General features: G+C 66.9%; 22 protein-coding genes and 1 tRNA gene. 10 read left to right on the forward strand and 13 right to left on the reverse strand.

What is annotated here, in order from left to right; all coding sequences use genetic code 11:
* Positions 1 to 69: 69 nt before the first annotated feature.
* From ACFWY9_RS21815 to ACFWY9_RS21825, 3 genes are all read left to right on the forward strand, one after another.
* Positions 70 to 633, forward strand: coding sequence for a M15 family metallopeptidase (locus ACFWY9_RS21815; protein ID WP_378322874.1), 564 nt, complete (start codon positions 70 to 72; stop codon positions 631 to 633).
* 147 nt (positions 634 to 780) lie between these two features.
* The gene (locus ACFWY9_RS21820; protein WP_378322875.1) at positions 781 to 2013 is read left to right on the forward strand and encodes a cytochrome P450; all 1233 of its coding nucleotides are present in this window, start codon (positions 781 to 783) and stop codon (positions 2011 to 2013) included.
* A gap of 106 nt (positions 2014 to 2119) precedes the next feature.
* A complete protein-coding gene (locus tag ACFWY9_RS21825; RefSeq protein ID WP_378322876.1) occupies positions 2120 to 2251 on the forward strand; it encodes a hypothetical protein in 132 nt (43 codons plus the stop codon).
* An 87-nt stretch (positions 2252 to 2338) separates the two neighbouring features.
* On the opposite strand, the gene ACFWY9_RS21830 is transcribed toward ACFWY9_RS21825, so the two are convergent.
* Complete coding sequence (locus ACFWY9_RS21830) at positions 2339 to 2896, reverse strand: DUF4232 domain-containing protein (RefSeq protein ID WP_378322877.1); 558 nt, start codon at positions 2894 to 2896, stop codon at positions 2339 to 2341.
* Between the two features lie 252 nt (positions 2897 to 3148).
* Between ACFWY9_RS21830 and ACFWY9_RS21835 the strand changes: the two genes are divergently transcribed.
* Together ACFWY9_RS21835 and ACFWY9_RS21840 are read left to right on the forward strand one after the other, a co-directional pair.
* Entirely contained in the window at positions 3149 to 4000 is an 852-nt protein-coding gene (locus ACFWY9_RS21835; RefSeq protein ID WP_378339781.1) for an SAM-dependent methyltransferase, read from the forward strand.
* A 74-nt stretch (positions 4001 to 4074) separates the two neighbouring features.
* Positions 4075 to 4161, forward strand: a tRNA-Leu gene (locus tag ACFWY9_RS21840).
* A 600-nt stretch (positions 4162 to 4761) separates the two neighbouring features.
* Here ACFWY9_RS21840 and ACFWY9_RS21845 read toward each other — a convergent pair.
* Both ACFWY9_RS21845 and ACFWY9_RS21850 read right to left on the reverse strand, forming a co-directional pair.
* Entirely contained in the window at positions 4762 to 5751 is a 990-nt protein-coding gene (locus tag ACFWY9_RS21845; protein ID WP_378339782.1) for a helix-turn-helix domain-containing protein, read from the reverse strand.
* Between the two features lie 947 nt (positions 5752 to 6698).
* A complete protein-coding gene (locus ACFWY9_RS21850; protein WP_378339783.1) occupies positions 6699 to 8063 on the reverse strand; it encodes a hypothetical protein in 1365 nt (454 codons plus the stop codon).
* A gap of 118 nt (positions 8064 to 8181) precedes the next feature.
* On the opposite strand from ACFWY9_RS21850, the gene ACFWY9_RS21855 reads away from it, so the two are divergent.
* Positions 8182 to 9252 carry a hypothetical protein gene (locus ACFWY9_RS21855; RefSeq protein ID WP_378339784.1) on the forward strand — a complete coding sequence of 357 codons (1071 nt, stop codon included), beginning with the start codon at positions 8182 to 8184 and terminating at the stop codon, positions 9250 to 9252.
* Between the two features lie 64 nt (positions 9253 to 9316).
* On the opposite strand, the gene ACFWY9_RS21860 is transcribed toward ACFWY9_RS21855, so the two are convergent.
* The 5 genes from ACFWY9_RS21860 to ACFWY9_RS21880 form a co-directional block, all read right to left on the reverse strand.
* Positions 9317 to 9847, reverse strand: a complete 531-nt coding sequence (locus ACFWY9_RS21860) for an RICIN domain-containing protein (protein WP_378322881.1) — start codon at positions 9845 to 9847, stop codon at positions 9317 to 9319.
* A gap of 173 nt (positions 9848 to 10020) precedes the next feature.
* Positions 10021 to 11445, reverse strand: a complete 1425-nt coding sequence (locus tag ACFWY9_RS21865; protein ID WP_378339785.1) for a hypothetical protein — start codon at positions 11443 to 11445, stop codon at positions 10021 to 10023.
* 90 nt (positions 11446 to 11535) lie between these two features.
* A complete protein-coding gene (locus ACFWY9_RS21870; protein WP_378322883.1) occupies positions 11536 to 12276 on the reverse strand; it encodes a succinate dehydrogenase/fumarate reductase iron-sulfur subunit in 741 nt (246 codons plus the stop codon).
* Positions 12273 to 14204: a fumarate reductase/succinate dehydrogenase flavoprotein subunit gene (locus tag ACFWY9_RS21875; RefSeq protein WP_378339786.1), complete on the reverse strand. Its 1932-nt coding sequence runs from the start codon at positions 14202 to 14204 to the stop codon at positions 12273 to 12275. Before ACFWY9_RS21875 ends, ACFWY9_RS21870 begins: the two co-directional genes overlap by 4 nt.
* Position 14205: 1 nt before the next feature.
* Positions 14206 to 14997: a succinate dehydrogenase cytochrome b subunit gene (locus tag ACFWY9_RS21880; RefSeq protein ID WP_378339787.1), complete on the reverse strand. Its 792-nt coding sequence runs from the start codon at positions 14995 to 14997 to the stop codon at positions 14206 to 14208.
* On the opposite strand from ACFWY9_RS21880, the gene ACFWY9_RS21885 reads away from it, so the two are divergent.
* The gene (locus ACFWY9_RS21885; RefSeq protein WP_378339788.1) at positions 14986 to 15909 is read left to right on the forward strand and encodes a LysR family transcriptional regulator; all 924 of its coding nucleotides are present in this window, start codon (positions 14986 to 14988) and stop codon (positions 15907 to 15909) included. The two genes, ACFWY9_RS21880 and ACFWY9_RS21885, sit on opposite strands and share 12 nt — an antisense overlap.
* 103 nt (positions 15910 to 16012) lie before the next feature.
* Positions 16013 to 16948, forward strand: coding sequence for an alpha/beta hydrolase (locus tag ACFWY9_RS21890; RefSeq protein ID WP_378339789.1), 936 nt, complete (start codon positions 16013 to 16015; stop codon positions 16946 to 16948).
* 98 nt (positions 16949 to 17046) lie between these two features.
* On the opposite strand, the gene ACFWY9_RS21895 is transcribed toward ACFWY9_RS21890, so the two are convergent.
* A complete protein-coding gene (locus tag ACFWY9_RS21895) occupies positions 17047 to 17529 on the reverse strand; it encodes a hypothetical protein (protein ID WP_378322891.1) in 483 nt (160 codons plus the stop codon).
* 273 nt (positions 17530 to 17802) lie between these two features.
* Here ACFWY9_RS21895 and ACFWY9_RS21900 point away from each other — a divergent pair, with 273 nt between their 5' ends.
* Positions 17803 to 18468, forward strand: a complete 666-nt coding sequence (locus tag ACFWY9_RS21900) for a S1 family peptidase (protein WP_378339790.1) — start codon at positions 17803 to 17805, stop codon at positions 18466 to 18468.
* A gap of 25 nt (positions 18469 to 18493) precedes the next feature.
* Here ACFWY9_RS21900 and ACFWY9_RS21905 read toward each other — a convergent pair whose 3' ends face one another.
* A complete protein-coding gene (locus ACFWY9_RS21905) occupies positions 18494 to 18952 on the reverse strand; it encodes a MarR family winged helix-turn-helix transcriptional regulator (RefSeq protein WP_378322893.1) in 459 nt (152 codons plus the stop codon).
* A 148-nt stretch (positions 18953 to 19100) separates the two neighbouring features.
* On the opposite strand from ACFWY9_RS21905, the gene ACFWY9_RS21910 reads away from it, so the two are divergent.
* Complete coding sequence (locus tag ACFWY9_RS21910; RefSeq protein ID WP_378339791.1) at positions 19101 to 20066, forward strand: alpha/beta hydrolase; 966 nt, start codon at positions 19101 to 19103, stop codon at positions 20064 to 20066.
* Between the two features lie 41 nt (positions 20067 to 20107).
* On the opposite strand, the gene ACFWY9_RS21915 is transcribed toward ACFWY9_RS21910, so the two are convergent.
* The 3 genes from ACFWY9_RS21915 to ACFWY9_RS21925 are packed head-to-tail and all read right to left on the reverse strand — an operon-like array spanning position 20108 to position 22871.
* Positions 20108 to 20659, reverse strand: coding sequence for a carboxymuconolactone decarboxylase family protein (locus ACFWY9_RS21915; protein WP_378322895.1), 552 nt, complete (start codon positions 20657 to 20659; stop codon positions 20108 to 20110).
* An 8-nt stretch (positions 20660 to 20667) separates the two neighbouring features.
* A complete protein-coding gene (locus ACFWY9_RS21920; protein ID WP_378339792.1) occupies positions 20668 to 21756 on the reverse strand; it encodes a DUF6282 family protein in 1089 nt (362 codons plus the stop codon).
* Positions 21753 to 22871 carry an alpha-hydroxy acid oxidase gene (locus tag ACFWY9_RS21925; RefSeq protein ID WP_378339793.1) on the reverse strand — a complete coding sequence of 373 codons (1119 nt, stop codon included), beginning with the start codon at positions 22869 to 22871 and terminating at the stop codon, positions 21753 to 21755. Before ACFWY9_RS21925 ends, ACFWY9_RS21920 begins: the two co-directional genes overlap by 4 nt.
* Positions 22872 to 22882 lie beyond the last annotated feature (11 nt).

The raw sequence follows: 22882 nt of genomic DNA on the forward strand, positions 1-22882 counted from the left end.
CCGCGTACGCGCCGGCAACACCGTGCCGTCTTGGCTGGTGGCATGACCTACAGCGAACCTGCGCGAACGATGACCCGTCGAATTCGCGGGACTTTCGGCACCGGCCTGCGCGTCGTCATCGCGGCCGTCGCCAAGCCCCTCGGCTACCGGTTGGTTCGCGTCCAGCGCCGTGGTGCGCTCGGCGAGGCCCACGGTGCCGTCCCCGCCGGCACGACCGTGTTCGACGACGACATTCCGGCCGTGGCCAACCTCGATCCAGCGCTCCTCGGTGCCCTGCGCCAGGCCGCGAAGGAAGCCGCCGACGACGGCGTCGAATTCTTCGTCAACAGTGGCTGGCGTTCACCGGAATACCAGAACCAGCTTCGCCGGGAAGCGGTTTCCCGGTACGGCTCGGAAAAGGAAGCGGCCCGCTGGGTGGCCACCCCCGACACGTCCCCTCACGTGTCGGGGAACGCCGTCGACATCGGGCCTTCCGATGCCAAGGCGTGGCTGTCCGAGCACGGCGCCCGGTACGGGCTGTGCCAGATCTACCGCAACGAACCCTGGCACTACGAACTGCGCCCCGAAGCCGTCCAGCACGGCTGCCCGCCCATGTACCCCGACCCCTCGCACGATCCGCGGATGCGGCGCTGAACGGCCTCGGGTCCCGGAATCCGCCGGTGCTGCCCCGGGGAGGCAAGGTCAGTGTTCCCAAAGGGCATGCCCGCGTCGGCGTGACATACCCGTGACATGACCTGCCTACCGTCGCGATCGATAATGCCCCGTGCCAAGGAGCGGTCTTTGTCTGCGCCGATCGATGCCCTTCCGCTGCCGTTGCCCCGCGAACGAGAGTGCCCTTTCGGCCCCGCGCCCGAGATCGCCGGGCTCCGGCGGGACGCACCGGTGACGAAGGTGCTGTGCCCGACCGGGATCGAAGCCTGGCTGGTCACCCGCTACGCCGATGTCCGCGAGGTGCTGGGCGACCAGGAGCGGTTCAGCGCCCGCTCGGGTCAAGCCGGTCACGTACTGCTGAACCAGCCTCCCGGCGCCGCCGTCGAGGAGGGCGACTTCAACCGGATGGACAGCACGGATCACCTGCGCTTCCGCCGGGTGATCGCGCCCGCGATCACCACCGTCAAGCGCACGGAGCTGTTCCGGCCGCTGGTGCAACGGGTCGTCGACGAACTGCTGGACACGCTGGCGGGCGAAACCGGTCCCGTCGACCTGCACGCCAGGTTCTCCACGCCGCTCACCTCATCGGTCATCGCCGAGTTGCTCGACGTCCCGCCCGAGGACGGGGTGCTGTTCCACAACGCCGCCAGGGCGTTGTTCGACGGGCACGTCGACACCGAGGAGCTGGAGGCGGTGAAGGTCCCGCTGTACGCCTACGTGGCCAAATTGGTGGCCCAGCGCGTTCAGGAGCCCGGCGAGGACGTGATCAGCGTGATGGCTGCCAAGGCACGGGCGGCGGATCAACCGCTCACCCAGCTCGAACTGACGAAGGTGGCCTCAGGCCTGCTGGCCGCCGGCTACGACACCACGGCGAGCCTGATCACTTACGGCGTGCTGGCGTTGCTGCGCAACCCGGACCAGCTCGCGCTGCTCCGCGAGGATCCGAGCGCGGCCCCGAACGCCGCCGAAGAACTCCTTCGCCTGCTGAGCAACGGAAGCGGCCTGATGCGAGTGGCCACAGTGGACACCGAAATCGCCGGCACCCGCATCACGGCGGGCGACTACGTCGTCGTCGCGCTCCAGTCCGCCAACCAGGACCCCGAGCGGTTCCCCCTGCCCGAACGGCTCGACCTCGCCAGGCCGCGCGGTGCGCACCTGGCTTTCGGCCATGGTCCGCACCAGTGCCCCGGCCAGCACATCGCCCGGCTGGAGCTGACCACCGTGCTGGCCACGCTGCCGCGCCGGATCCCGTCGCTGCGGCTGGCGGTGCCGTTCGAGGAGGTCCCGTTCAAGAAGGACGCCGCCGTGCTCGGGCCCGCCCGGCTACCGGTCGCTTGGGACGAGGTGCTTCCCGCCGGGTAGCCGGTGCCGCGGGGAACTGGTCATCCGGCTGTGTCGCGCGTCACGGAATGACTGTCGATCTTCAGCGCTACACAGAAGTAACCGATGTTCGTAGCCAAGGAGTGACATGTCCCCCACCGCGACCCCGGAAGAAGCCACTGCCCCGCCGGCCGTCCCGGCGCTCGACGACTTCGACTTCCCGCTCACCGACGGCGCCGCCTGCCGCATCGACGACCCGGACTGCGAAGCCTGCCAGTGAGGCGACTGTCCACGTAGGACGGAACGGAACCCGGCCGGTGGCACCGGAAATCGGCGCCGCCGGCCGGGCTTTCCGCCGGGGGACGGGTCATACGGTGGGCGCGGTGCCCGGGGTCAGCGCACCGACGTCGACGCTGTGGCTGACCGGCCCGGCGTCGACCGGGCCGAGTTTCCAGTCGAGGGTGACGTTCGGGTCGATGTGGTCACCGTGGGCGTTGGAATCCGACGGCGCGCTGAAAGTAATGCCGTTGGGCGTCTGCTGCTCGGCGTCGGACCCGATGGCGGTCCAGTGCAGCGGGACGTACGCCGAGGAGCCGTCGACCAGCGCGACCGGCGGCGCGTCGGCCGGGGCCTGATTGTCGACCAGCACGTCGTGCGCGCCGACCAGGCCGACGTCGAGCTTGCCCGGCAGGAGGCAGCGTTCCCCGGGATTGGCGGTGAACTGGATGGCCGCGTTGCGGTTGCCCGCGCCGGCCCCGCCGTAGACCACCTTGCTGGTGAACTGGTTCGAGGTGCACGGGAACACGCTCGGGCCGTAGCCGTTGTCGGCGCTCGCGGTACCGGCGGCTAGCGCGGTCACCCCGGCGGCGACTCCCGCGACGGCGAGGGCGGCGACACTGCGGCGAAGATAGGTACGGGCGGTCATGGCTGCCCCTTTCCGGTCTTTGCCCGGGCGGACCTTCCACCCGGTGGCCGGGCGATCGACCGGTGATTCATTAACCTCGATCGCCCTCACCCCGGAAGACGTCCACGTAGCTGTCTGGGTGCATCGATGTGGGATCGCCCGCACCCAGGCAACCCGAACCCGCTTCACACGTCACCACAACGGAAAGCCGGTGCCGATTGGTGCAAACGCCGGACGCCGGCCAGCGGCCGGATCCGCCAGAATTTCCCTACCATGGCTGACAATTTCACACCCACCAGCGCATCGGAAGCGGCGGCCGACCGACTGCTCGCCAACGTCGAGAAACCCAGCCCCGCCCGCATCTACGACTACCTGCTCGGCGGCGAGAACCACTACGCCATCGACCGCGAGTTCGGCGACCGCCAGAAGCGCGTCATGCCCGACATCGTGCGCGCGATGCAGGCGAACAGAGCGTTCCTCGGCCGCGCCGTCCGCTGCGCCGTGGCGCAGGGGATCCGGCAGTTCGTCGACATCGGCTCCGGCCTGCCCACCAAGGGCCAGGTGCACGAGATCGCCGACGAGGCCGCCCCCGGCGAATGCCGAGTCGTCTACATCGACAACGAGCAGATCGCCTACGCCCACGCCGACGCGCTCCTGGGCACGCACGCGGACCGGCGCCGCCACCACGCCCTCTACGCGGACCTGCTCGAGTACACCGACCTGTGGCACCAGGTGTCGACGATCGACGGAATCGACCCGGAGGAACCGACCTGCCTGCTGGTGGTGGCGTTGCTGCACTTCATCACCCCCGGCCAGGCACCGGAGAAGGCGCTGGACTTCCTGCGCGACTGCCTGCCTGCCGGATCGCTGCTGGCCATGAGCCACGGCTGCGACGAGCTGGACGACCCCGGCATCCAGCAAGTCGTGCGCAACTACTCATCGGAGTCCACCACGCAGACCTGCCTGCGCACCCGCGCCGAGTTCACCGCGTTCTTCGGCGACTTCGAACTCCTCGACCCAGGCGTCGTGTGGGTTCCGCAATGGCGGCCGGACAACGACTCCGTCTGGAGCGAACACCCGGCCACCTCCCGCTACCTGGCAGGCGTCGCCCGGAAACCCCGTTGACGCTCCGCCTCGCCTTGATCGTCATCCCAGTGACAGCGGGTCACGGGGGACGATGTACACTCACTCCTCAGCAGGTCCGAGTGGCGGAATGGCAGACGCGCTAGCTTGAGGTGCTAGTGCCCTTAACGGGCGTGGGGGTTCAAGTCCCCCCTCGGACACCAGCACTATTCACCCGCAAAGAGGTCCTCGCATCGACGGCCTCTTTTTGTAGTCGAACCACATGTCTCGCTGCACGGCCTGGTGGAGTTGCGTAAGCTTCTCGACGCTCGCCCCGCTCTTCCTGGCGGCAGACCATGGGCGGGCGCGCAGCCAGCGCGGGTGAGCCCGGCGAAAGCGTCCGCGCTCGGCATCGGTATTGCATACCGTGCGCACGGACTGGCCCAGGCGGGAGGCTCAGCCCCCGCATCTCACTTGACGCTCGATCGCTCAGCACTCGTTGACCGAGACCACCGAACTTCGCATCAGCCACGGAAAACCTGCAACAGCGAAGGTTCGGTCATCGACACGCCGAGACGCGATCGACGTCGACACCGTTCACTTCGAACGCGGTGAGGCCTTCGAGATCTCGGGCCTATCGTGTGCTGGCCGATGGCTCACCCTTGCTCGGCTACCTCAGACGCGACCGCCTGCACCACAGGGAAGCCCCCGAACCGCAACCACGACCGTCCTCGCGCCCGACGGGCCGCAGCACCGGCAAGACGCACCCATCGGCCTACTCCGCAACGTCGGCGATCAGCAAGATTGACAAATCAAGGGAAACTTTATTCAAGGAACGAGCGCATGGATCGTTGCGCATCCGACAGCAGAGCGTGAACCTCACGTGGAGTTGCGTATACCGCACCTTCTCCCCTTCGTCGAACAATTGAGAAGTAATTCGGCTTCTCGCTTCCAGCAAGCAAGAGAAAAGGTTTATCGCGCCCCCGTTGAGCTGGAACTATTATCACAACCACAACCAGGCCGTCTCCGGCATCAATGATCTCGATTTGAAGGCCGACAATAAATGGAACAACCCAATGATCAAGAACCTGCTGATAGCGATCGCGGCTATTTGACTCAATCCTGACTGGCGTAAACTTTACCACAGTGTCAGCACCATTAATTTTCGTTGTCTCGAAACCAACAACAAGAAGAGCGGTCTGATCGGAATTCGCGAATGCTGCTACTTTTTGCGCGAGCTGAGATTTACCTTTACCGGAGTCGAGGTTGATTGAGGACTTAAACTCAAGCCAAGATGTCTCGACCCTCCCTAGCAGTGAATTGAAGTCCCGGGAGCGTATACTGTGCAGTACGTCGCCGATATGATCGATCGGGATGCTACTGCCGGCGGTCACGCACAGACTTTCCAATAGCCAGCTTCGACATTGCCACAAGTTCTCGATCTTAATAGTGGGATCTTCTACCCTCCCCCGGACAATCCAAGCATACTCCTCGCTAAACTCAAAAAATTGGGTAATTGTTACACTTGCTTCTACCAGCCCAGCCTCTGCAATGCTGCGAACTTCATCGATCGGGTAAGGGACAGCCCTGTAGAGTGTTGTTTCGATTTCGATGACGTCATCGCCAATAAAGAATACGTCCAAGTAGTCACGATTAGGTTCCGCGCCTCGGAAGGAGATACAAATCTGATCGAATTCATCCGCGTATCGCAATCTCAGATCCTCGTGAAGCTGATCCAAGATCATGGAGCTGAAATCGATGTATCGCACCTCAACTTCTCCGGTGTCATCTAACCTATCTCGAGCATAGTCCACGTTCGGATACTTCGGGAGTTGTCGACTTGATGCGTGTATCAGATCGACAATCCTACTCTCATGCATGGATCTCAACCTCTTTGTTCCAGTGGCCACTTGAAGCGAGCACGGCCGTTAGAATAGTATTCTAACGGATACTTAGCACAACGCTGATATCGGATACTTCGTCGCGCCCAGGAGGCAGCATCTCGATGCCATTAGCGGTCTGACCACCTACCCAGACGCAGCTTGCGCGACCAGTGTTCACGAGCGATCGACTCCTCAGGCTGCTTGCGCCTTGACCAACGAGCACAAAGACATGCAACTCTCGCTAGCTATCCTCAGGACACTGGCCCTGCCGAGGAGGCTTGGCTAGATCGCAGCTACCAAAGCGTGTAAATAGTGCACAATTCCCCTCGGAGACACGCATTGTCTACACCCGGACTGTCGCATAGACTGCCAGCTCTTTGGTTCGTAGCCTAGTTCCAGGTTCAGCCGCTGATGGAGCCACCTCGGCCAGCCCAGCGGGCTTCGCATCGGCAAGCGCCGTGCCGACGTCACCGAGTGAATCGGTCACCTGACTCTTCAGCAGGTAGTCGGACGGGCGACGAACCGATCAGTGGCAGTTGGGTAGCTGACCGTTCAGCTCGCGCGGCTGCGTCACGAGCCAGTGCGCTCAGCCGAACCAGCAAGCGACCACGCGGCCGCCTTGAGCTGGTTCGCGGTACAGCCCTGACAGCGGCGACCAGGCCCCGGGTGGATGGGCGCGGTAGGTCGATTCGCTAAGAGCGTCTCTCATTTAACGGGTTTCATGTCGAACCGGGCCGAGGGGGGCGGTCACCGCATCGATTTGTCCAACCGGTTGTATTTTGATCAAGCAGTGCGGGATTCCATTCACATCGTGAGTGTCGTTTGTGGAGGTACGGCCATCCCGCTCGGTTGAGGGCGAGAGCATCGGCGATGAGGCCCTATTCGGTAGCCAACAAGGCCCTGAGATGCTCGACGGTGAGCCGCTGCGCAGGATCGGCCGCCTCGTCGACGAACCGGACACCCTCACGCTGCAGCACTTCCGTGGCGGTCTCGGGGCGGTCATCCTCCCACCGGAAGCCGGCCGACGGGCGTCCGTCCGCCGGGAGCAGCCGCCAAGCGTTCTCGCATTGCTGACAGCTACTCACGTGCCGACCCAGCGGCTGCCCCGCGGTGCCGACAACGGTCGCGACGTCTCCATAGGTGGCCCAGTGCCCGGCAGGAACCTTCGCGAGCAGCTGGTGCAGCCTCGACCAGTCGAAGGTGCCGTTCCCGGTGCCGGTGCCCGCGAGGGCGGCGAGGCTCTGCCCATCTGCGGTGGCAACCAGCTGTGTGGCGGCACCGGCGGGCACCGCAGCCCGAGCCTCTTGGTAGAGGTACTTGACCAGGCCGGTGACGCTGAAGTTGCCGGTCGACTTCAGTTCGGCGGCCTCCGTCCCCAACCAGCGCAATGGCCGGCTGGCCGTGCCGGTCCAGACTGCGCGGTCACGGCGAGCGGTGGCCGCCCACTCGGCGAACTGGGCCGCGTCCGGCCCAGCGGCCAGCACAGTCAGCTCGGTGCCCGGCTCCAGGACGTCGCTGGCAATCAGTTGACGCACTGCCGGCTCCTGCCGGGCAGCACGACGCGTGTCCTCGTCGCGCTTGCGCTTGGCCAGCAGCGGCGACACGGTGAACTCCTCGACCGCCGGCGTCGGGTAGACGGCGGCAACGGAGACGACTGGCCCTCCGTTGGCCTGGTACGCGCTTACCGCGCGCAGAGTTATGTCTACGCCCATTTCGCGCAGCCACACCGCGACCGCTGTCGTCGAGGGGGTGAACCCTCCCGCGAGCAACACGATCCGCGGCTGGCCCAACGGTGCACCTGCCAGTCCTCCGACGTCCTCCCCCAGGTGCGACTCCAGCCGCATGACCGCGTCCTCGTAGCTGAGAACTTCGCCGCGGCGAGCCCGCCAGGCTTGATATTCTTCGACCAGTGTGTCGGGGGTGAATCGGCTACAGTACGCCGCGTACTTCAGCGCCTGCATCTCGACGGTCTCGGGCGCCACGTCTCGCTTGAGCTCGGCCACCACCAGATGCCCATCGGTGTCGAGTGCCAGGACATCGAGCCGGTCCCGCTCCCGGCCCCGCGCCGACGTCCAGCGGTCACATTCGCTGGTAACGACCAGCAGCCCGGTGCCGAGCATCTCCGGGTGCGTGAGCACCCACTCCTGCAAGTGGTCGCGTTCCTTGAGACCGGCCTGGGCCAACGTGATCGGAGTCGCGCGTTCGGCTTCGGCACCGGTGACCTGATAGACGAGCTCATCCACGATCCGACCGTACAGCGCCATCGGACACGGCCCCAGCTCAGGCAATACACCCCGTGGGCGACGGCGTAACCCGTGCGTGTACTTCCCGGTGTCGGCTCCCCTTCGAGAAGGAGACAAAGTGCGGCACAAGATTACGCGCGCTCTTGCCCTGCTGGCGGCGCCGTTCGCGCTCGCGAGCACCGTCACCACCGGCCAGGCAGCAGCGGCGGCTTCCGTTCACTACAAGGTGACCATGATCAGAGCCGTGGACGGCGCGGTCGGCAATGTGCCGTTCGCGCTCAATGCGGCGGGGCACACCGCGGGATTGGGCTCGTTCCCCGGTATCGGCGCCCAGACCGGGTATCTCAGCACCAGTCCGACGCAGGTGACCGAGTTGCCCGGCGTCGTGCCCGGCGACCCGGCCCTGGCTCACGACAGTGCGGCGTTCGGGATGAACTCCTCCGACACCGTCGTCGGGTCCGCGCGGCAGACGTTGCCGATCCGGCAGACCGCGGTGGTGTGGCACAACGGCGTCCCGACCGATCTTGGCATCCTGCCCGCCGACGATCACGTCGAGGCGCGCGCGATCAACGACAGCGGCCAGATCGCGGGCAGTGGCGTGGACACCGGCGTCGCGTGGCTCTACCAGGCAGGAAAGACCACCGTGCTGCCCTCGCTGCCCGGTGGCCGGGTCGCCGGGGCGTTCGGGATCACCGCGGACGGCCAGGTCCTCGGCTTGTCCACGACGTCGAACGACGTCAGCAACGCCGAGGCCACGGTATGGCGCAACGGCAGCCCGTCCGACCTCGGGTCGTTGCCCGGCAGCACGTGGTCGGAGGCGCACGCCATGAACTCCAACGGGATCGCGGTCGGCGCGGCAGGGGTCGGCGGTGGCGAGTTCGCGCCCCGGCATCCGGTGATGTTCGCGGCGGGCAAGGTGATCGACCTGTGGCCGGATCTCGGCGGGAGCACGTTCGGCACCGCCTTCGCGATCAACAAGGACGGCACGATCGTCGGTGACGGACGCGACGGCTGGGTGTATCGCGACGGCGTCCGCACCGATCTGACCACGGTGATCCCGCCGGACTCCGGTCTGACGATCACGGCCGCCTACGGTATCAACGACGCCGGCCAGATCGCCGCCTCGGCCGCCAAGGTGGGCGACCGTCACCAGCGCTTCGCGGTGCTGCTCACCCCGGTCGCGGGCTGACTGTCTACAATAGACTGTAAGACGGGCAGGGCTCGCGAGAGCCCTGCCCGTTCAGCGCGATCGGTCAGTACCACCGCTGGTCGACGTGCAGGTGGCAGTCCCACAGCACGAGCCGGGTCCCGTTCGCCGTGCTGCCGTTGTTCGCCAGGCCCACGCATTTGCCCGATGGGGTGTTGACCAGTGCGTTGTTGCCGTCGCCCAGATCCCGCCACGACCACTGCTGGTCGGGGTTGAGGTGACAGTCCCACAGCACCAGTTCGGTGCCGTTCGCGGTACTGCCGTTGTTCGCCAGACCCACGCACTTTCCGTTGGGGTAGCCGGAGGCGTAGCTGCGCAACGAGCGGCCGTCCAATCCGGGGTACCACCGCTGGTCGACGTGCAGATGACAGTCCCACAACACCAACCGGGTTCCGTTCGCCGTGCTGCCGTTGTCCGCCAGTCCGACACACTTGGGGGCGGCGGCGCTGATGATCGGCGACGCGGCGGCGGCCTGTGCCGCGCCCGCGGGTGCGGCGGACAGAGTCGCTCCGGCCAGCAGGCCGGCGAGAATGATTCCCAAGGTTCCCAGTACGCGTTTCACCTTGCTACTGCTCATCGGTGCCCTTTCTGGAATTGGCTGGGAAGTGCGCATTTCGACCTTAGGGAAGGCGATCGGCCCCGGCCGGGCCGTTCGGGCGGCGGTTCGCGGCCTGATTTCCGCGTGAACAGGCGTGTCGATTCCTGCCCGGACGTTCGCGCCGCGGACCGTTGACTTCACGTCTTTTCCGGTCATTTGATGATCACCGAGGTGAACGCGGCACGGATGTCGGCGTCGGACGCGGTGACGTACTGCTTCGGCGGCGGCCCGAAATCGCCCGAGCCGAAGTGGGGAGCGGAGAAGGTCTGGGGACAGCTCGCACCGCTGATCTCCACCGTGGTCTCGACCACGAGCTTTCCGGTCCGCAGCTCGTAGGCCTTCACCGGGATCGCGATCTTGTGGAACGTCACGTCGCCGCGGAGACTGGGGTTCCTCTCACTCTCGTACTGGCAGGTCTGGACCGCAGTTCCGTAGTCCGTCTTGCCCGCGCAAACCACCAATACGGCCTCGGCGGCGTCGCCGCTCCGCCATTCGGCGGGGAGTTTGGCCGTGTACTCGTCATTGCCGTAGAACAGCGTGCGGTTGGTTCCCTTGCCGTAGGGGGCAGCGCCGCTGTACTGCGCCGGTTTGTCGCAGTAGGTGGGTTGTGCGCTGGTCGGCCCTTTCAGCAGGTCGCGGACGTTGGCGAGTTCGATGGCCAGGGTGGCCTTCTTGACGCCTTCCTCAGCCTTGCCGGTCAGCTCCTGGCCGGAATACCGGTCCAGGAACTGCTGGTACCGCGCCCTCGCCTGCTCCCACTGCTCGGCGGCGGCGAGCTCGTCACCACAGCCGACGAGCGCCGCGGGGGCGATCCGCGGGACGACGGCGGCCGACCGGTCCAGCACCGTCTTGTTCGGGTGTCGCCCGGAAAGCCAGTCGCTGATCGCCGCGGTGTGGCAGGCGTTCTTGGTGGGCAGGCCGGTGAGGAACCCGTCGAGGGTCACTTCGGCCATCTTGTCGTGGCCCGGCAACTGGGCGAGGACCGAGGCGAGTCCGTCGAAGCCCCCTTTCAGGGCGTTGACGTCGCCGGTCGAGGCGGCGGCGAGCCTGGTTTTGGCTGCCCGCAAGCGATCGCACGCCTGAACGGTCTTCTCCCCGCGGACGGTCATCGGGGCGTCGGCCACGCGGTGGCCGAACCACACCTTGCCCAACGCGGTTTCCGCTTGTACGCAGCCGCCGCTCTGCCGGGCCTCGGTGACGGTGTGCTCGATTCTCGCGGCGTCGAACCGCAGGAGGCCGAAGGCCAGCAGCACCGGAATGGTGACCGCGAGGGCAACGATTCGCTGCCTCCGCACCACGACTCGCTCAGCGCGCCGACGTGCGAGGAACCACCCGTGCGCGATCAGCACCGCCCACCAGAGGACCACCCCCGCCTCGAGCCATACCGACCGGGCGACCGTGACGAGGAGAGTGACGAGCGCGGCGGTGACCACGAGGGTGAAGACAGCGAGTTTACGTCGCCCCAAGAACAGATATCCGACGCTCAGCAGTGAGGCATTGGCGACGGCGACAGCCACCGGGTCATGGCTCCGGCGAACCGCCGCGGCTTCCGGTGTGGCCTGTGTCGGGTAATCCATCTCGGCCCCTTGGTCGGCAACGGGTGACGGGCGACGCCGATTGTTGTGCCCGACGCCCGGGACCGGTCCCCGAAAGGGGCAACGAGGAATTCAGTGCTTGCGCACCGCGCGCAGGTACTCGCGATTCATGGTGGTGATGCTGAAGAAGGGGATCCCCTTCGGGCAGGAGGCCACGCATTCGCCGACATTGGTGCAGCCGCCGAAGTCCTCCGCGTCCATCGCGGCCACCATGTCCAGCACCCGCGACTCTCGCTCGGGCTGTCCTTGCGGAAGCGCGTTGAGGTGCGTGACCTTCGCCGCGGTGAACAGCATCGCGGAGCCGTTGGGACAGGCTGCCACACAGGCACCGCAGCCGATGCAGGTGGCGTTTTCGAAGGCGGTCTCGGCGTCCGGCTTGGGCACCGGGGTCGAATGCGCGTCGGGAGCGGCGCCGGTCGGCGCGGTGATGTAGCCGCCGGCCTGGATGACGCGGTCCAGCGCGGAGCGATCGACCACCAGATCCTTGACCACTCCGAACGCCTTGGCACGCCAGGGTTCCACGTCGATCACGTCACCGTCGCGGAAGGCACGCAGGTGCAGCTGGCAGGTGGTCGTCTGCTCGGGGCCGTGAGCACGGCCGTTGATCACCACGCCGCACATGCCGCAGATGCCCTCGCGGCAGTCGTGGTCGAACGCGACCGGCTCTTCACCGGCGAGGATCAACGACTCGTTGAGGACGTCCAGCATCTCCAAAAAGGACATTTCCGGGGTGACGTCGTCGACGGGATATTCGACCATCTTTCCCGGCGCCTCGGGACCCGGCTGACGCCAGATACGCACGGTCAGTTTCACGCATAGCTCCGCTGGGTCGGGTGAACGTGGTCGAACTGGAGGGCTTCCTTGTGCAGGATCGGGACATCGCCGTTGTACTGCCAAGCCGTGACGTGGCTGAAATGTTCGTCGTCACGCTGTGCTTCGCCGTTCGACGTCTGGTGCTCCTCGCGAAAATGGCCACCGCACGACTCTTCGCGCACGAGCGCGTCGAGGACCATCAGCTCGGCGAACTCGAGGAAATCCGCCACCCGGTTCGCCTTTTCGAGTTCCTTGTTCAGCTCCGCGCCGGAGCCGGGGACCTTGACCGAGCGCCAGAACTCCTCGCGCAGCGCGGGAATCCGGTCCAGTGCCTTACGCAGTCCGCCTTCGGTCCGCGCCATGCCGCAGTGATCCCACAGCAGGGTCCCGAGTTCGCGGTGGAACGAGTCGACGGTGCGGTTCCCGTCGATCGACATCAACCGCCGGATCCGTTCCCTCGCCCCGTCCGACGCCTGTGTGACGTCGGGACTCCGGGCGTCGACAGCCTCCAGTTCGGCGCTCGCGAGGTAGTGGTTCACCGTGGTCGGCAGCACGAAGTACCCGTCGGCCAGGCCCTGCATCAACGCCGAAGCGCCGAGACGGTTGGCGCCGTGATCGCTGAAGTTCGCCTCGCCGATCACGAACAGCCCCGGGATCGTGCTCTGCAGGTCGTAATCGACCCAGAGCCCGCCCATGGTGTAGTGCACGGCCGGGTAGATCCGCATCGGCACCTCGTACGGGTCCTCCGCGGTGATGCGCGCGTACATCTCGAACAGGTTGCCGTACTTGGCTTCCACCGCGGGACGTCCCATGCGCGCGATGGCGTCGGCGAAGTCGAGGTAGACACCGAGGCCGCCCGGCCCGACACCGCGTCCGGCGTCGCACTGGTTCTTGGCCGCCCGCGAGGCGATGTCACGGGGAACCAGGTTGCCGAACGACGGATAGAGCCGCTCGAGGTAGTAGTCACGCTCGGCTTCCGGGATCTCGCCCGGCGGGCGGGTGTCACCGGCGCGCTCGGGCACCCAGATCCGCCCGTCGTTGCGCAGCGACTCGGACATCAGCGTCAGCTTCGACTGGTGTTCTCCCGAACGGGGAATGCAGGTCGGGTGGATCTGCGTGTAGCAGGGATTGGCGAGGTACGCACCCCGCTTGTGCGCACGCCAGATCGCGGAGGCGTTGCTGCCCTTGGCATTGGTCGACAGGTAGAACACGTTCCCGTAGCCGCCGGTGGCCAGTACCACCGCGTCCGCGAGATGGGTTTCGATCGCGCCGGTGACCAGATCGCGGGCGACGATGCCGCGGGCATGTCCGCCGACGACGATCAGATCGAGCATTTCGGTGCGCGGATGCATTTCGACGTTCCCGGCGTCGATCTGGCGGGAAAGCGCCTGATAGGCACCGATGAGCAGTTGCTGACCTGTTTGACCGCGCGCGTAAAAGGTCCTGGCGACCTGCACGCCACCGAACGAACGGGTGTCCAGCAGCCCGCCGTACTCGCGGGCGAAGGGCACGCCCTGCGCGACGCACTGATCGATGATCTCCACCGAAAGCTGCGCCAAGCGATAGACGTTCGACTCACGCGAGCGGAAATCGCCGCCCTTGACCGTGTCGTAGAACAGCCGGTAGACCGAATCGCCGTCGTTCCGGTAGTTCTTCGCGGCGTTGATGCCGCCCTGCGCCGCGACCGAGTGGGCTCGGCGTGGCGAGTCCTGGAAGCAGAACTGGATGACGTGGTACCCCTGTTCCGCCAGGGTGGCCCCGGCCGATCCCCCGGCAAGGCCGGTCCCGACCACGATGATCCGGTGCTTGCGGCGGTTGGCGGGATTCACCAGCTTGGCGCCGAATCGGCGTTCGTCCCATCGGCGCTCGAGCGGGCCGCCGGGGGCCGCGGTGTCGGTGATCGGGTCACCCACCAGGTAGTCGATCAATTCAGCTCACCAATCCGGTCATGACGCCGAGAGGAACGAGCGCGAAACCCGCCGTGAGAACGACCGCCACCGTCGAACCGATCACTTTGATGGCTTTGTCACGGGAGGGCCGGTTGAGGCCCAGCGTCTGCGAGGCACTCCAGAAACCGTGGTTGACGTGAATGCCGAGCAGCACCACCGCCACGAGGTAGATCAGGTTGATCCACCAGACCTGAAAATCGTTGACGACGTTGCGGTAAGGGCTTTCCGGGTCGAAAGCCGGATGTACCGCGCCCACCGTCAGATCGAGCAGATGCCAGACGATGAAGAGCGCCAGGATCACCCCGCCGTACCGCATCGTCCTGGTCGCGAAACTCGCGCGAGCACGTTGTCCGTGCACGTAGCCGACCGGCCGCGCGCGCCGATCGCGTACCGACAGCTGCAGGGCCGCGGTGAAGTGCAGCACCACCGCCACCAGCAGCACGACTCGCTGGATCCACAGGAACCAGGAATAGGGCAGCGCCGGCTCGCCGATGGTGCGCAGCCAGGACGCGTAATGGTCGAATTCACCGGAACCCAGGAACACCTTCAGATTCCCCAGCATGTGCGCGATCAGGAACGCCATCAAGAGCAAACCGGTGATCGCCATGACGGCCTTCTTGCCGATCGTGGTTCTCCAAAGGGAGCGCACGGACTGGGTGCGCGTCATTGTGCTGGCCACCTCCGCACGGTAGATCGCCCGCCAGCATTGGTCAAAGTTCGAAAAACTCTCATGACGATAGGCATCAGCTATCATGCCTCCATGCAGTTCCATCAGCTCGAATATTTCGTCGCGGTGGCCGACACACGTCACTTCACGCGGGCCGCGGCACAGGCGGGCGTGGCCCAGCCGTCGCTGTCACAACAGATCCGCGCGCTCGAACACAGCCTCGGCGCCCCGCTGTTCCACCGGAGCCGCGGCAACATCGAGCTCACCGAGGCGGGCGAGCGGCTGCTCCCCATCGCCCGGCGCGTCCTGGCCGACACCGAGACGGCCCGGCAGGAGATCCGGGCGCTGGAGGACCTCGACACCGGCCGGGTGCGGCTCGGGGCGACGCCGTCGTTGTGCACCGGGCTGCTGCCGCCCATCCTGGTGGCGTTCCGGCGCGCTCACCCAGGCATCGAGCTCGTCGTCCATGAAGGCGGTTCGCGCGACTTGCAGACCGAGCTGTCCGAGGGCGCGCTCGATCTCGCGCTGGTCATCGACTCGCGCCTCACGAACGACTCCGTGCTGGAGACCATCCCGCTGTTCGTCGAGGAGCTGGTCGTGGTGTCGCCGCTCGACGCACCACGGCCGGTGCGCCGTTCCCGCATGGACATCCGGGAACTGGAGGGACGTCCGCTGGTGATGTTCCGGCCCGGCTACGACCTCCGTGAGACGACCTTCGCCGCGTGCCGGGCCGCCGGGTTCGAACCCACCCTCGCCATCGAGGGCGGGGAGATGGACGCCGTGCTCGAATTCGTCAACGCCGGGATGGGGCTGGCGGTCGTGCCGGCGACCATGGTCCGGGACCGGTTCCGCGGCACGCCGATCGCCGCGCCCGGCCTGACCCGGACGGTGTATCTGGCCGCCCGGCGCGGGATGGCACCACCCCGCGCGGCGCGCGCCCTCCAGGGCGAGATCGTCCGCATTCTCGGCGAAACCTCCGCGGCCGGACGGCTGCCGGCCGGCGTCCGCACCGTTTGACCCGCGCGGTGGCCGGGATGCGGCCGTGCGTCGATCCGGCGACTATGGTCCACAGTGTACGGAGGCACGCCCGTGTTTCTGCGGCGAGACAGGCGGAGGACCGATGGCAGACGTGCTCGGGCCGGACTACGAGGCGACCGAGATACCGCTGGGCACCGACGACGAGGGAGAGGTCCTCGCCACGCTCGTCACCCGGCGAGCCGACCCGCCGCACCGGCGCGCGGTGCTGTACGTCCACGGGTTCGTGGACTACTTCTTCCAGTCCCATCTCGCCGACTTCTACCTCGCGCAGGGCTTCGACTTCTACGCACTCGACCTGCGCAAGTACGGCCGGTCGCTGCGCCCGCACCAGACCCCGAACTTCGTCACCGACCTCACCGAGTACTTCCCGGAAATCGACGAGGCCGTCCGGATCATCCGCGCCGAGCACGACGTCCTGCTGCTCAACGGCCACTCGACCGGCGGACTCATCGCGTCGCTGTGGGCAGACCGGGCCCGGGGCAGGGGGCTGGTCCAAGGACTGTTCCTGAACAGCCCGTTCTTCGAACTGCCCGAGGTCGCCGTCAAACGGGCCGTGGCGGGCGCGCTGGCCGGAGCCCTGCGGCACGCCCGCCCCATGGCCACGCTGCCCGCCGCGATCTCCCCCGCCTATGCCCAGAGCCTCCACCGCGGCTTCGGCGGGGAATGGGACTTCGACCTCGCGTGGAAACCCGTCGAGGGCTTCCCCGTGCGGACGGCCTGGCTCGCCGCCATCCACCGAGGGCAGCGCCACCTGCGGGCCGGGCTCGACATCGACGTTCCGGTCCTCGTCATGACTTCGGCGAGGTCGGTGAAACCCGGCAAGCACACCGATGTCGGCCAGGCCGACGCCATCCTGAACGTCACCGACATCGCACGCCGGTGCGCCGGCCTCGGCTCGCATCTGACGTTGATCCGCATCGACGGCGGCCTGCACGATCTCGTCCTGTCACCGCGGCCCGTGCGCGAACACGTCTTCACCGAACTGACCCGGTGGATCGAGGCCTACCTGCCGCGCTGAAGGACGCCTTCGGTGCACTGGCCGCACTGAAGGACGCTTTCAGTGCGTTGAATGCACTGAAAGCGTCCTTCAGCACAGCCGGCACCGCGCTCGGCAGGTCAGCGTTTGCGGATGGAGACGGCGTTCTGGCCGAGTCCACCGGCACGAGGATAAACGCATTGGTAGGCCGCGACGATGGCGAGCAGCTCCCAGCCGGACGGGGCGTTCTGGATTCCGCAGATGACGATCGTGAAGCCCGACGACAGCCCGTTCAGATTCGTCACGGATTGCAGGTTGTTGAGCAGCCTGTCGGGCGTCTTGCTCCCTTCACACGAAGCCGTGTACGACCACGAGGTGGCGTAGAAACCGCTGGGTGGCGGCATTTGACACGCCGAAACGGCACGGCCCGGCGGCGTGTCCCGCACATCGGTGACCTGCTTCGCGTTATAGACACCGTTACCCGGCGTACCGCAGAGATACGAATCGTAATAGGCGGTGATCATCCAGCCGGTGGCGGGCGCGGAATTGATGCAGATCGTCTGGGATTGTCCCGTTGGTGAAGCCTCGGCCGGGGCGGAGACGGCCACGAGAAAAGTGAACACGACAAGGATTCCAGCCAGGCGTCTCATGGCGCTCCTGTGCGGATCGAGGGGTCGACGACCATGCTTGCGTTCGGGAGGGCAAGTGATGCGAGACTACCCGCGATGTCACCAGGCAAGTGACCGCTGAGCAGCCGAACCTCATTGCTCGTTCCCGGGTCCGCGACAGGCGTCCGAATAGTCCATTGTGGATCTTCGAATCGTATTCCTGGACCGGCGCGGAACCGGACTCTACTATGCGGGCGAGGAAGTTTCCGGTCCCACTGGGAGGATTCCATGATTTTCCCGAGAACCCGCGCCCTGATAGCGCTCACCGGGCTACTGGCGCTTCTTCCCGCATCGGTCGCGCACGCCCGTCCGGCCGCCGTGTCGATCAGTGGCGGCGACGTCATCTGGGGCTCGGGGACCGGCTGCACGGTCGGGTTCAACGTGCACGACCGCCGCGGACAGCCCGCCCTGCTGATCGCCGGCCGGTGCGGAGCCTGGGTCACCGACTGGTACGCCGACCGCGCCTTGACCCAGCACATCGCCACGACAGCCCCGGTCGAGTTCCCCGGCAACGAAACCGTCCTCGCCGTCTACGATCCCGGCGTCGCGGCGCCCAGCACGGTGAACCTCCACGACGGCACCTTCCAGACGATCACCGGGGCGGGTGACAGGACCGTCGGGGACAGGATCACGACCGCGGGAAGCCGGAGCGGAGTGCGGACCGGCACCATCATCGCTGTGGGCCTGGCGGTGAACACCCCCGAAGGCACCCTCACCGGCCTGAGCCAGACGGATATCTGTCGCGAGCCGCGCGACGACGGTGATTCCTTGTTCGACGGGACCACGGCACTGGGCCTGGCCATCGGGCTGACGGGCGACTGCGGGGCCGGCGGCGGGTTCCTCTTCCGGCCGGTCACCGCGGTGCTCGCCGCCGCCGGCGCCAGGCTTCCCTGAACCGGCACCGGGAACCGCCGCGACATCAGGCCCGGGGCATCGCCTCGCGGTAGGCGTTCACCGATTCCGTCAGCCGGTCGAGTTCCGCGCGCAGGCGGGCAAGCCCGGCTTCGTCCAGCCCCATCGCCTCGCCGATCACGTTCGGGATTCCGGCGGCCTTCTCGCGCAACGCCGCACCGGCTTCGGTGAGGCTGACCCGCACCGCGCGCTCGTCGTCGGCCTGACGATCGCGACGCACCAGCCCGGCCGTCTGCAGGCGCTTCAAAAGCGGCGACAGCGTGCCGGAATCGAGATTGAGCTCGGTACCGAGTTCCTTGACCAGCCGGTCGTCGCGCTCCCAGAGCGCCAGCATCACCAGGTACTGCGGATACGTGAGGTCCAGGTCGGCCAGGACGACGCGGTAGAGCGACGTCACCGCGCGCGAAGCCGCGTACAGCCCGAAGCAGAGCTGGTCATCGAGACATAGCGACATGGGTTCGGCCATCACGTCCTCCTCAACCCGCCATCCTGCGCCCTCGGCGTGCCCGCACGCAACTCAAGTGCCGCAGATCTCATTTGACCCAACTTCGTTGTGCACAACTTAATGGCGCGCTATCTTCTGTGCTGTCCGATCGCTCCCGAAGGAGGCAGCCATGACCGCCAACCCGCACAACCTGGCCCTCGAACCCGCCGCACAGGCGTTCGCCGAGGCCACCGACCAGCCGCCGTATCTGTTCCAGCTCCCACCCGCCGAGGGACGCAAGGCCGTCGACGCGGTCCAGGACGGCGAGATCGCGATGCCCGCGGCGGACATCGAAACCCTGTCGGTGCCCGGCGGCCCGAACGGCGACGTCGAGACGCGGATCGTCCGTCCGGCAGGCGTCACCGGTCCCCTGCCGGTGATCGTCTACATCCACGGCGCGGGCTGGGTTTTCGGCGACTTCCACACCCACGAACGGCTGGTGCGCGAACTCGCCGTGGGTACCGGCGCGGCGGTGGTTTTCCCGGAGTACAGCCGATCGCCGGAAGCGCGCTACCCGATCGCGATCGAAGAGAACTACGCCGTCGCGAAATGGGTCGCCGAACACGGTGCCGAGAAAGGGCTGGACAGCACCAGGATCGCGATCGCAGGCGACTCGGTCGGCGGCAACATGACCGCGGCGCTCACGCTGCTGGCCAAGCGCCGCGGCGACGTCGGCTTCCGGCAGCAGGTGCTCTTCTACCCCGTCACCGACGCGAACTTCGACACCGAGTCGTATCTGAAGTTCGCCGAGGGCTACTTCCTCGGCCGCGAAGGCATGAAGTGGTTCTGGGACCAGTACACGACCGACCCCGCCCAGCGCGCGGAAAGCACCGCGTCCCCGCTGCGCGCGAGCCTCGACGAACTCGCCGGCCTCCCGCCCGCACTGGTGATCACCGGTGAAGCGGACGTGCTCCGCGACGAAGGCGAGGCGTACGCGGCGAAGCTGCGCCAGGCCGGTGTGCCGGTGACCGCGGTGCGATACCAGGGGATCATCCACGACTTCGTGATGGTCAACGCGCTCCGCGAAACCCACGCGGCCGAAGCCGCCATCGCCCAGGCGATCGCGGTACTGCGGAACGCACTCTCCCTGAGCTGACCGAAAACCCTGCTGCCACAAGCACTTCCGGCAGCAGGGTCTCAGCCGGACGCGGCGACGTCCTGATAGTCCCGGTAGTCGGTGTCGGCGACGAACCGGGCGGCCGCCGCGGCGAAGTACGCCTCGTCCGCGGTGATGCCGAGCCCGGCCACGAACCGGTTCATGAAGTTGAACAGCGCGCACACGGACACCGCGTCGTGCAGTGCCTTTTCGTCCCAGCCCTCGGCGAGGACCGCTTCGGCGTCCACTTTGGCCAGCCGGGACGGAGTCAGCGTCAGCGTGCGGAGGTAGCGCAGCAGCACCTTCCACCGCCGCTCGACCGGCGCGGTGTCCAGATCGGTGAGCAGCGCGGCCAGCCGCCCCTCCGGGAGACCGAACGCCGCCGCGGTGGCGCCGTGTACGCCGTGGCAGTAGGCGCAGTCGTTCAGGCCGGACACGTACGCGGCGATCAGTTCCCGTTCTGCGAGCGAGAAAACCGACGGACCGCGCAGCAGGATCCGGTGGTAGTCGACCAACGGCGGGACGGTGTCCGGGTAAGCCCGGAAGACATCCATCAGCACCGCGTCTTCGGGCAGCGATGGCAGATAGGACATGAGGCTCCTTACGCCGCGTTCAGCACCTTCGCCGGATTGACCGAGCTGACCTCGCGGATTTCCTCCTCGGTCAGCCCGAACGCACGCATGTGGGCGATCAGCAACCGCAGCGCTTCCACGGTGTTCGGGAACAACGGCTCCCCCGCGTCACTGGACAGCGTGACGTGGTGCGTGCCGGCCTCCTGGATGGTCCGGCACATCACCGCCGGATCGATGCCCAGCAGCGGGGAGATCTCGTCGTAGGTGAAGTTCAGGTACACCCCGGCCGAGGTCAGCTCCTTCATCTGGGCGAGCGAAAGGTCGAGGAACGGGCTGAACGGATGGTCCACCACGGCCTTGGTGATGTTCAGGTCGCGCACCTGCTCGGCCATCGCTTCGATCTCGCGATGCGTGGCGTGCGCGAAGGAGATCATCACGTCGTGGTCGGCGGCCATCCGGAAGACCTCCCGGTACTCCGGCTTGAGCCTGCCGTGCTCGTCGATCGTGTAAGTGCCGACCTGGAGCGCCTTTTCCCAGGGCAGCGGATCGCTCCACGCGGTCGGGTCGGCGTCCTTGTCGAACCAGATCGCCTTGCCGCCCACCTTGTTCAGCGTGTTGGCGCTGCGGAACACCGGCATCCAGATCGCCGAGATCCCGCTCTCCAGCTGTTTCCGGGCCGCCTCGGTCACCGACAGGCCGCGAGTGTCGGTGCAGATCCAGCCCGACCACAGCCGGATCGGCTCGATGTCCATCTCCTCGGCCCACTTGCTCAGCGGGTCCTCGAGTGCGCGCACCGCCTCGGCGGGACCGGACAGGTCAGGCCGGTTCATCCCGGGCATGCTCTTGTACAGCAAGCCTTTCATGCCGCTCGCCGAGGCCAGCTTCGCGATGGACAGCGCGTCCTGCTGGCCTTCGTGGGCGTGGCAGTGGAGATCGACCGCGTCCTTCACCCCGTGCACCGCGGGCGGGCGCAGGATTTCCGACCGGTACAGCATCCTCGCCTTGTAGGACGTCAGGAACCGGTCGTGCGGCGCGTTGTTCGGCCGGCGCAGCCGCGCCTCGGCGAGGAGTTCGGCGACCTCGTCGATGTCGTCCACGGCTTCACTGGGGACTGTCATGCTTGTACCTCACGGGATCGGGAGTTTTCCTTGCGCAGAGCCACGAGATCCCGGCTCAGTTCCTTCGGAGCGGACACCCCGCACAGCGCCAGCGCGTTCTCCAGCTCGGACCGCATCAGTTCGAGCACCCTGGCCACCCCGGCCTCGCCGCCCCCTGCCAGGCCCCACACGATCGGCCTGCCCAGCGCCACCGCGTCGGCGCCGAGCGCCAGCGCCTTCACCACGTCGGTGCCGCGCCGGACTCCGCCGTCGAGCAGGAGCGGGATGCGCCCGGACACCGCTTCGGCCAGCACCGGCAGCTGCGCGATGGTCGCCGGTGTGGTGTCGAGCTGGCGGCCGCCGTGGTTGGACACCACGATCGCGTCGACACCGTTCCGCACCGCCAGCCCGGCGTCGGCGGGGTGCAGCACGCCCTTGAGCACGATCGGCAAGCGCGTCATCTCACGCAGCCGTTCGATGTGCTGCCAGGAGATCTCCGGCGACAGCGTCACCCGCCGCACGTTGCCCGAGTCGCTGCCGCCCAGCCCGCGCAGGTTCTCGCACTGGACGTCGTCGGGGAGCTGGTGGAAGTCGTTGCGGTCGTTGCGTTCGTGACGGCCCAGTGCCGCCGAGTCCACGGTGACCACCAGCGCGCGGCACCCCGCCGACTCGGCCCGCTGCACCAGCGCCCTGGTGAACTCCTGATCCGGCTGGACGTAGAGCTGGAACCAGAGTTTCGGGTCGGTGCCGCCGGCTACGCGGCGGGCCTCCTCGGCGATCCGTTCCACCGCGACGGTGGACAGCATGGCGACGGTCATGATCACGTCAGCCCTGGTCGCGGCGCGCACGGTGGCCAGCTCCGCCTCCGGATGCGCGAGTTTGTGGAAGGCGGTCGGCGCCATCAGCACCGGCATCGCGGAAGGGCAGCCCAGCAGGCTCGTCCCCGGTTCGGGGGGCTCGGCGCCGCGCAGGATCCTGGGCACCAGCTCGATCGCGGCGAACGCCGATTCGTTGGCCCGGACCGTGTGTTCGTCCTGTGCCCCGCCGACGAAGTAGTCGTAGTACACCGGGTCGAGACGGTCGCAAGCGGCTTGCTCGAATTCGCGGAGATTGACCGGTGACAGGTCCATGGTCATGACGGAGGCTC

It is taken from the genome of Amycolatopsis sp. NPDC059027 (assembly GCF_042739735.1).
GTDB lineage: Bacteria > Actinomycetota > Actinomycetes > Mycobacteriales > Pseudonocardiaceae > Amycolatopsis.

Bases quoted from the DNA above. Each gene is read 5' to 3' on its own strand.
- ACFWY9_RS21815 (WP_378322874.1), top strand. From the start codon at position 70: ATGACCCGTCGAATTCGCGGGACTTTCGGCACCGGCCTGCGCGTCGTC.
- ACFWY9_RS21825 (WP_378322876.1), top strand. From the start codon at position 2,120: ATGTCCCCCACCGCGACCCCGGAAGAAGCCACTGCCCCGCCGGCCGTC.
- ACFWY9_RS21830 (WP_378322877.1), bottom strand. From the start codon at position 2,896: ATGACCGCCCGTACCTATCTTCGCCGCAGTGTCGCCGCCCTCGCCGTC.
- ACFWY9_RS21835 (WP_378339781.1), top strand. From the start codon at position 3,149: ATGGCTGACAATTTCACACCCACCAGCGCATCGGAAGCGGCGGCCGAC.
- ACFWY9_RS21860 (WP_378322881.1), bottom strand. From the start codon at position 9,847: ATGAGCAGTAGCAAGGTGAAACGCGTACTGGGAACCTTGGGAATCATT.
- ACFWY9_RS21865 (WP_378339785.1), bottom strand. From the start codon at position 11,445: ATGGATTACCCGACACAGGCCACACCGGAAGCCGCGGCGGTTCGCCGG.
- ACFWY9_RS21885 (WP_378339788.1), top strand. From the start codon at position 14,986: ATGCAGTTCCATCAGCTCGAATATTTCGTCGCGGTGGCCGACACACGT.
- ACFWY9_RS21880 (WP_378339787.1), bottom strand. From the start codon at position 14,997: ATGGAACTGCATGGAGGCATGATAGCTGATGCCTATCGTCATGAGAGT.
- ACFWY9_RS21890 (WP_378339789.1), top strand. From the start codon at position 16,013: ATGGCAGACGTGCTCGGGCCGGACTACGAGGCGACCGAGATACCGCTG.
- ACFWY9_RS21900 (WP_378339790.1), top strand. From the start codon at position 17,803: ATGATTTTCCCGAGAACCCGCGCCCTGATAGCGCTCACCGGGCTACTG.
- ACFWY9_RS21905 (WP_378322893.1), bottom strand. From the start codon at position 18,952: ATGGCCGAACCCATGTCGCTATGTCTCGATGACCAGCTCTGCTTCGGG.
- ACFWY9_RS21910 (WP_378339791.1), top strand. From the start codon at position 19,101: ATGACCGCCAACCCGCACAACCTGGCCCTCGAACCCGCCGCACAGGCG.
- ACFWY9_RS21915 (WP_378322895.1), bottom strand. From the start codon at position 20,659: ATGTCCTATCTGCCATCGCTGCCCGAAGACGCGGTGCTGATGGATGTC.
- ACFWY9_RS21920 (WP_378339792.1), bottom strand. From the start codon at position 21,756: ATGACAGTCCCCAGTGAAGCCGTGGACGACATCGACGAGGTCGCCGAA.
- ACFWY9_RS21925 (WP_378339793.1), bottom strand. From the start codon at position 22,871: ATGACCATGGACCTGTCACCGGTCAATCTCCGCGAATTCGAGCAAGCC.